This is a genomic window from Lutibacter oricola (genome assembly GCF_900106565.1).
GTDB lineage: Bacteria > Bacteroidota > Bacteroidia > Flavobacteriales > Flavobacteriaceae > Lutibacter > Lutibacter oricola.
In genome coordinates, this window is sequence record NZ_FNNJ01000022.1 from 1 (window position 1) to 6,098 (window position 6,098).

The 6,098-nt window shown below is 27.7% G+C and carries 7 protein-coding genes; all 7 read right to left on the reverse strand.

Annotated elements, in window-relative coordinates:
* Positions 1–893: 893 nt before the first annotated feature.
* The 7 genes from BLU40_RS16925 to BLU40_RS16955 all read right to left on the reverse strand — a co-directional run bounded on the left by BLU40_RS16925 (position 894) and on the right by BLU40_RS16955 (position 5,504).
* Positions 894–1,292, reverse strand: coding sequence for a hypothetical protein (locus BLU40_RS16925; protein WP_139170994.1), 399 nt, complete (start codon positions 1,290–1,292; stop codon positions 894–896).
* Positions 1,293–1,506: 214 nt separating this feature from the next.
* Positions 1,507–2,124, reverse strand: coding sequence for a hypothetical protein (locus BLU40_RS16930; protein ID WP_090126561.1), 618 nt, complete (start codon positions 2,122–2,124; stop codon positions 1,507–1,509).
* Between the two features lie 146 nt (positions 2,125–2,270).
* Positions 2,271–2,897: a hypothetical protein gene (locus BLU40_RS16935; RefSeq protein ID WP_090126564.1), complete on the reverse strand. Its 627-nt coding sequence runs from the start codon at positions 2,895–2,897 to the stop codon at positions 2,271–2,273.
* A gap of 168 nt (positions 2,898–3,065) precedes the next feature.
* On the reverse strand, positions 3,066–3,557 hold the full coding sequence (locus tag BLU40_RS16940) for a hypothetical protein (RefSeq protein WP_090126567.1): 492 nt from the start codon (positions 3,555–3,557) through the stop codon (positions 3,066–3,068).
* Between the two features lie 151 nt (positions 3,558–3,708).
* Positions 3,709–4,005, reverse strand: a complete 297-nt coding sequence (locus BLU40_RS16945) for a type II toxin-antitoxin system RelE/ParE family toxin (protein WP_090126570.1) — start codon at positions 4,003–4,005, stop codon at positions 3,709–3,711.
* On the reverse strand, positions 4,006–4,251 hold the full coding sequence (locus BLU40_RS16950; RefSeq protein WP_090126576.1) for a type II toxin-antitoxin system ParD family antitoxin: 246 nt from the start codon (positions 4,249–4,251) through the stop codon (positions 4,006–4,008).
* A 713-nt stretch (positions 4,252–4,964) separates the two neighbouring features.
* Positions 4,965–5,504 carry a hypothetical protein gene (locus BLU40_RS16955; RefSeq protein ID WP_139170995.1) on the reverse strand — a complete coding sequence of 180 codons (540 nt, stop codon included), beginning with the start codon at positions 5,502–5,504 and terminating at the stop codon, positions 4,965–4,967.
* Between the last annotated feature and the right edge of the window lie 594 nt (positions 5,505–6,098).

Below are 6,098 nucleotides of genomic sequence, written 5' to 3' on the forward strand. Positions count from 1 at the left end.
CGTTCCGTTTTAATGAGCTTTTTGCGTTTCAATTTATCATTAATATAATTCTCAAATTAATCAGATTTTATTTGTGTTTGATAGAGTAGAAGAGTAATCAGAATTTTTACTCAGCACATTATTTTTCTCGTGCCTCTGTCAAACAAACTATTTTAATCTTAAATGACTAAAATGTGGATTTCAGAAGTGAAATCCGCCATAGTTAGCAACGGTTTAGGATAACCAAAGTTGTGTTTAAGTTATCGCAATTTTTCGTTTATAAAATTAATAAAATAAAAGTTAAGAAACACTCTATTTAGCAAAAAGCAACAATTTTGGTTATGCAGTGTTGCTAACTGTGGCTATGCATTTTGGTGCTAAAAAATCATACGTAGCAATTTTCATTCATAGATGTTTTTATTTTTCAAATTTATCTTTTTAGTTTACTTAATCTTAATTATTTATTTTAAATCGAGTTTCTTCTCACGCCTGAGTTTGTATTCCGTTTTCATTGCTCAAAATCCTCCGTTTTACTTATTTTCACGTTTCAACTAGAAATTCATAGTTGTGCTAAAATCGTTCCGTTTTAATGAACTTTTTGCGTTTCAATTTATCATTTGTTTAATTCTCAAATAATTCAAATTAGTTTCTGTTTGATAGAGTAGAAGAGTTATCATAATTTTCCCTCAGTGAATTATTTTTTTCGTGCCTCTGTCAAACTAACTATTTTAATCTTAAATGACTAAAATGTGGATTTCAGAAGTGAAATCCGCCATAGTTAGCAACGGTTTAGAGTTTAGTTTCGTTGCGTGATTTAGTTCAAAGTTAGTAAAAATGCTCTACATTTGAATAATTAGCGGTTAATCGTACGATTAATAGACCAAGCAATGAAATAAACGCATTGTTAGCTGTAGTTAATCATTGCAATCATTATTCTCATTAAATATTCTTTTTTGAGTTTTCAAATATTCTTCTCTTTCCTTGGTTCTTTTTTCATAATTATAACTTGAGTCACCAATCAAAAATTCATAACTCTTATTATTTCTGATAACAAATAATGTATCAGAACATCTATGTTTAATTAATTTATCATTTTTCTTTATAAAATTTCCAAATTCATTAGGGTTATAATCATAATTAGAACTAGGTTCAATTTTCCAGTGCACAGAATCTCCTCTCATTTTAATCGAGGTGTATCCTTTGTAAAGTATATTATCGTCAATTACTCCGTTTAATTTCGTTGATAACATAATTTCATTTGAATCATTCATTTTTATATAAATATTAGTATACACTAATACTAGAAAAATCATAATGATTGAAGTTAATAATCCTATGAAGATTATGGTTTTTCTATCTTTTGTTTTCTTCTCATATTTTTTCATCTGTGATTACAGCTAACGGTTTTTGGTATGTTTTGTAGCGTGTTTAAGCAATAAATTTAGTAAATATTTACCGACGAAGAAAATCCCTTTAGGATTTTCGTAAGTGTGCTAAAACCAAGCTATAAAATATACCAGTTGTTGGCTACTGTGTTTTTACATTATATAAAATCGTACCTAATTGTGCTTCTCCTTGAGGAAATTTCTCAATAAGTTCTTTCGCTAACGTTTTAGTTTTCTCACAATCTAAATTATTATTCTTACAATTATAACTATAAGCTAATAATAGTTTGTAGTGACCTGTATATTTTTCAGGACATTCTTTAGTTGCTTTCTCATATTGAATAATTGCATATTTCCAGTTTTGCTTTAAAATCATTTTATCTCCTAAATTCATATAAGACTTATAATTTTCAAGTTTGACTTTTTCAGACTTATAAATATTCGTTTCTTGGTTTGTTATCTTTTTCGTTGGACTAAATAAATATAATCCTATTACAATTAAAGTAATCAAGAATAGAATTGTAATAATCAAAGCTCTCAAGTTTTCTCTTTTTCTATCTTTAATTACTTTTTCTCGAATTTCTAAAAGTTCTTTTTCCGAAAGTTTTCTTATATCGAATTCGTCTTTATCATTTCCATAGTATTTATTCCTTAAATATCGAAAGGATTTTTCTCTATTAAACATACCTTTCTTACGTAACAAATTTCTATTGTTTCGTAGAATTGTATTCATAGATTGCATACTTCCTTCTCCTCCCATAATTTTATTCGGACATTGTAGCCAACGGTTTTTGGTATGTTTTGTTGAGTGAATTAGCTATAAATTTAGTAAATAATTACTGATCAAGAAAATCCGATAGGATTTTCGTAAGTAGGCTAAAACCAAACAATAAAATATACCAGTTGTTATGTACTGGCTTTATATAATTCTTTATCAATCAGTTTTCTCAATTCTAAAATTGAAATCAACTCATCTTTCTCTTTTTTCTCATTCACTTTCTCAAAAATCACAGCTCCAACTTTTGAAATTGTATTAAATTCTCCTAAAATATGGTCTAAATATAACCAAGCTAAAGATTCATATCTTTTATCTTTCTCGTTGTAGTTATTAATCAATAATTTAATATCAACTTTTTCTCTTTCGTAATCTACAAAGTAATCAATTTTAATATCTGAAGATCCATAATCTAATCCATCAAAACTCAATCCTATTTCATCTGTTGGTTGTCTAAATTTTTTAATTATCCAATTTTCAAATTCAGGCTTTTTATCAAATAACTTTTGAGTTGGAATAACTCCATCCGACATTCCATCAGGAGTAATTATCAATACGAATTTATCATTTTCATTTATCGTAATCTCTGGAAAAAGTAATGGATTATATTTTTGTAATTCTTTGGTTAATCTATTATAAATCGAGTAATCTGAAAAATCCGAAGTGATAAAGTTTTCAAGTTTTTCCTTGTTCTCGGAAAACCAATTCCAAAATCTTTTTTCTCGTGTTATTTTATTTTTCTTAAAAATATCAAACATAGCATATTTTTTTCGTTCAGGGCTTGTACATAACGGTTTTTGGTATGTTTTGTTGAGTGATTAAGCTATAAATTTAGTAAATAATTACCGACCAAGAAAATCCGATAGGATTTTCGTAAGTGTGCTAGAACCAAACAATAAAATATACCAGTTGTTGTAAACTGTTAATTAATCCGTTCTTTTACCATAAATCAAATAAAATTCGGAAATCTGTTTAATCATTTCTCCATCATAATTGATATTCTTTTTATCAGTTCTCTCGATTAATCTGTTATCCTCATAATAAAACTCACTATCAACTAATGTATCTAAACTCTGACTATTATTTTTTGATTGAATAAAGTCCTTAATTCTTGCAAAAATCAGAGAATCATTTTTATAGTAAAATTCATATTCTCCAACTGAATCATTTTGTTTTGCAATACTTGCTGTTAATCGGTAAATGTTTTTTGATTTATCAGTGAGTTCATAAATTTCAAATCCTGCAACAATTCCCTTTCCAATTATTTCTGTTTCAAATTCTGTAATTGATTCGGTCAAATCTTTTCGAGAATCAATTTTCTCAACATAATTATTTATTTCATCAATCTTATTTGAATTATTACAACTAAAAATCAGAATACAAAGAATTAATAAAGTTGTTAGAGTAATCTTTTTCATCCTTAATAGTTTACAACGGGTTTGTGTATGTTTTGTAGCGTTTTTTAAGCTACTAATTTACTAAATAAAATACTAACGTAGAAAATCCGATAGGATTTTCGTAAATGTGCTAGAACCAAGCTATAAAATATAAACAGTGTTAGCTACAGCCTTATTTCAATCTATTTTCAATATCCATTCTTTGATGAAGAATACGAATAATTTCTATTTGTTTCTCATTTTGGTTAATTTTATAGAAAAGAAAGTGAGATTTAACTTTTGTTCTTAAATAGCCATTTCTCACATAACTAAAATCTTTACCTGATTTTGGGTTCTCACAGATGTATTCAATTTCCTCAAAAATTAAATCAATATACCTATCTGCTTGATCAATTGACCAAGTTTCAAAAGTGTAATTCCAAATTCTAGTAAGGTCGTTTTCAGCTTTTGTACTTATTTTGAAGTTCATTTATTCTGAAACATTTTTGTGCATAGTCTTTAAGAATTCTTTTTTGTCAAAGTTATCAACAAACCCAGATTCTTCTCCTTTTATTAATTCATTGATTAATTCTTTTTTCTTACTTTCTTCTTGTTCGAATAATCTTAATGCAGACCTAACAACTTCACTTGCAGAAGAAAATCTTCCGCTGCTAATTTGTTCTCCTATGAAATTATTAAAATAATCTCCTAATAATATCGATGTATTTTTTGCCATTTTTAATCTTTTTTCAAAGATACCAAGTTTTGGTATTTTTTCCAAATATTTATTCTTGCGTGGTTGTAGCTAACGGTTTTGGGTTTACTTTCGTTGCGTGAATTAGCTCAAAGTTAATTAAAATTCTCTAACATTTGAATTATCAGAGGTTTCTCGTACGATGAACTAATTAAGCAATGAAATGAACCCAGTGTTACCTAAAGTGGTTTTTTATCGTTCTATTAATCTTTTTCAATTTATTTTCATCTAGCGTTATTTTAATCAAATCAGTTTTGTTGCTCAAATCAGAAAGTTGTCTTTTAGTTAGAATTTATCGTTTTAAATACCTTTCAGCGTTTTGAGAATCAATTCGTACCGATTTCATTGCTCAAAATCCGTAATTGTGCTAAAATCATACGTTTCATTGAGTTTTTCTACGTTCCAATTTTAAATTCCGTTTGAGTGGAAAATCGTACCGATTCAATTTTTAATCAACGTTATTTTCAGAAAATCACTCTGAAATTTATCAGTTTAATTTAATCAATCAGTTTTAAAATCTTTTCTCCAATCTGTGGCTCATCCGCCATTTTAGGTAACGGTTTTTGGTATGTTTTGTGGCGTGTTTAAGCAACTAATTTAGTAAATATTTACCGACCAAGAAAATCCGATAGGATTTTCGTAAGTGTGCTAAAACCAAGCTATAAAATATACCAGTTGTTGTACGCAGTTGTTTATCAATAATCTTTAATCGGTTCTCCATAAAAATGAAATTCGCTTTCTGGAAATATTTTTTTCATAACAATACAATAATCAGCAACAATATTATCTCGATTAATAATTCCTCTTGTGTAAATTTTAATTTTTGTAGAGTCTTTACTAATTGTGTAAATTGGATAACTATCTAGAGAATCATTGCTTTTTGCTAGATAATATTCAATAAATTCTCCCATTTTCCAAGTAGTATCATTTTCGTGTATTACGATTTCTTTGAATTTATTAAAACCTTTCTTATTGAATAAATCTTCATTAATACTTGACTCTATTCTGATAGAATCTTTCTGTTTTGTAATAAGTAATCTTTCAGCTGATTGATGCATACAACTTCCAACTCCCATTCCAATTTTAATAGTATCTATTTCTGTCATTTTAATTTTAAAATCTAAATAGTCGGTTTTTAAATCAAAATCAGATATAAATTCATTCTCTTTTTCTGCCAATTTGGATTGACACGAAATCATAATTAATAAAAATCCAAGTAAAATAATCCTTTTCATATTTTTCATTTCTGAAATTGCGTACAACGGTTGCGGATATGAGGCGTTTTAATGCCTTATATGTGCTGTTGTGTTTAGTATTTTATTCATCAGTAAATATACAATTTTTTAAATACGGAGTCTGTCAGCCGCCACAATAAAATGGCTCCAATTAGTGTTTTGTTTTTTTTCTTATGAACTTTATCACCGCGGGATTGATAAAGTTTCGTCATCAAAAAACGGACACCTTAAATTCATCCGAACTTAATCTCAATCTTTAAAATACTACTCAGTGTACTGAAAATCACTTGACTATGTCGTTTTTTTTCAATAACTTCGCCAAACTGTTGTACGTTTCCAACGTTCTGAGAGTGAACTCTCAACGATGTCAATCGAACAGTTTGAGTCGAAATATCCTAAATAGTCTATTCCCTTAGTATTTAAAAAATTGTACTTAATCAAACTTTAATGTGTCCGAAAAATACTATTTGGAACCCAAAAGGCTGATCATATTAAATACAACGGTTTAGGATAACCAAAGTTGTGTTTTGGTAATCGCAATTTTTCGATTTATAAAATTAATAAAATAAAAGTTAAGAAACATTCTATTTAGCA

Excerpts from the sequence above, each read along its gene's own strand:
- BLU40_RS16925 (WP_139170994.1), bottom strand. The coding sequence starts at position 1,292 with ATGATTTTTCTAGTATTAGTGTATACTAATATTTATATAAAAATGAAT.
- BLU40_RS16930 (WP_090126561.1), bottom strand. The coding sequence starts at position 2,124 with ATGGGAGGAGAAGGAAGTATGCAATCTATGAATACAATTCTACGAAAC.
- BLU40_RS16935 (WP_090126564.1), bottom strand. The coding sequence starts at position 2,897 with ATGTTTGATATTTTTAAGAAAAATAAAATAACACGAGAAAAAAGATTT.
- BLU40_RS16940 (WP_090126567.1), bottom strand. The coding sequence starts at position 3,557 with ATGAAAAAGATTACTCTAACAACTTTATTAATTCTTTGTATTCTGATT.
- BLU40_RS16945 (WP_090126570.1), bottom strand. The coding sequence starts at position 4,005 with ATGAACTTCAAAATAAGTACAAAAGCTGAAAACGACCTTACTAGAATT.
- BLU40_RS16950 (WP_090126576.1), bottom strand. The coding sequence starts at position 4,251 with ATGGCAAAAAATACATCGATATTATTAGGAGATTATTTTAATAATTTC.
- BLU40_RS16955 (WP_139170995.1), bottom strand. The coding sequence starts at position 5,504 with ATGAAAAGGATTATTTTACTTGGATTTTTATTAATTATGATTTCGTGT.